The 1732-nt window shown below is 66.5% G+C and carries 2 protein-coding genes; both read left to right on the forward strand.

Annotated elements, in window-relative coordinates:
* The first annotated feature begins 374 nt into the window (after nt 1-374).
* Nucleotides 375-1085, forward strand: a complete 711-nt coding sequence (locus KIT86_RS25065; RefSeq protein WP_297403453.1) for a response regulator transcription factor — start codon at nt 375-377, stop codon at nt 1083-1085.
* Nucleotides 1086-1087: 2 nt separating this feature from the next.
* A partial coding sequence (locus KIT86_RS25070; protein ID WP_297403455.1) for a FecR domain-containing protein occupies nt 1088-1732 on the forward strand: 645 nt, incomplete at its 3' end.

Consider the following 1732-nt stretch of genomic DNA (forward strand, 5'->3'; position numbering starts at 1 on the left):
ATCCACCACGCGCTTGACGGGGACGATGACCTTCATGATTGGGCTGCTCCTGATGATTGGAAAAATGTCGTCACGAATTGACGTGCACGTCAACTCAAGGATTGTATGCGGATGGTCAGCGCGCCCCGGGGCATGCTGCGGTCGTGGGAAGCGCACACACCGATAATAGAACGGTCGTGCTTTTTTGTCATTGTAGGCGCTATTGCCGCTCGATGGAAGTCTCCGTGGTGAAACGAGGCGTGCCATCGGTCTCACAAGGGCCGTCTGATTTCTTAATAGATTGTCAAAACGGCTGCGCCGCCGCAGGTCCATCGATATATTCGTGCAAACACATTCTGTTTCGATTAACCCTTTGAACCACCTGCCCCCACCACATGCGCATTGCTGCCGTTGATGACGATCCCGCGCAACTGGATCTGGTCAGGGTGGTCGTCGCATCCATGGGTCACGACTGCCACCTGTTCGAAAATGCCAACGCGCTGTTGCGCGTGCTGCCCAAGGAAACGTTCGACCTCTTCATCGTCGACTGGGAACTGCCTGACCTTCCTGGCCTGGACGTGATCCGCGCCATCCGGGACACCGCGATGGCGCCGGTGCCCATTCTGATGATGACCAACCGCAGCGACGAGCGCGACATCATCGAAGGCCTGAACTGCGGTGCCGACGACTACATGGTCAAGTCCGCCCGCGTCGGCGAGTTGCGTGCGCGCCTGATGGCGCTGCTGCGCCGGGGCGGCCACGCCCCGGCACCACGGGAGCTGGTCTGGGGCCGCTACAGCTTCCTGGTGCAGGACCGCGTGGTGCGCGTCGATGGCACCGAGCTCTCGACGCTGACGAGCAAGGAGTTCGACCTCGCCTTCATCATGTTCCGCAACATGGGCCGCCTGCTCTCGCGCGCCCACCTGATCGAGGCCGTCTGGGGCATCGATGCCGACATTTCGTCGCGCTCGCTGGACGTCTACATGTCCCACGTGCGCAGCAAACTGAGCCTGCGCGCCGAATCGGGCTACAAGCTGGTCTCCGTCTACAGCCACGGGTACCGCCTTGAAGACCTCGGCACGGTGCCGTCCGACCAGGCCCCATGAACATGCCAAGCCCCGCACCTCGCCGCCCCTTGCGTTCGCCCTGGCGCCTGCTGGCACCCGCCACCGCCCTGCTTTGCGGCAGTGGGCTGGCGCTGGCCCAGCAGGACCGCGTGCACACCGTGCAGCCGGGCGACAACCTGTACGAACTCGCGCAACGCTACCTGGATGACCCGAACCAGTGGCCGCAATTGCAGCGCCTCAACCAGGTGAGCCATCCGCGCCGCCTGAGGCCGGGCAGCCAGCTGGTGATTCCGGCCGCGCTCGCGCGCCCCGAGCCGGCGGTGGCCGAGGTGCTGCATGTCGCGGGCCAGGCCAGCGTGCGCCAGGCGGCCTCCCCGGGCGCGGCCATCCCGCTGGCGGTCGGCGGCCAGGTGGGCGAAGGCGCGCAGATCGAGGTGGGGGACGACGGCTTCCTCACCCTGCGCCTGGCCGACGGCTCGGTGGTGCGTCTTTCGGCCGGCACGCAGGTGCGCCTGCGCGAGCTTCGGCATGCGCCGGCCCCCGGCCATGCGCAGTCAGGGCTGGACCTGGAGCGCGGCCGGGTCGATGCGACGGTCAAGCCCCTGGCCTCTCCCCGCAGCCGTTTCGAGGTGCGCACCCCGCGCGCCGTGGGCGGCGTGCGCGGGACCACCTTCGGCGTGGCGGTG

The organism is Hydrogenophaga sp., assembly GCF_026125825.1.
In the GTDB taxonomy this organism is placed as follows: domain Bacteria; phylum Pseudomonadota; class Gammaproteobacteria; order Burkholderiales; family Burkholderiaceae_C; genus Hydrogenophaga.

Excerpts from the sequence above, each read along its gene's own strand:
- KIT86_RS25065 (WP_297403453.1), top strand. The coding sequence starts at position 375 with ATGCGCATTGCTGCCGTTGATGACGATCCCGCGCAACTGGATCTGGTC.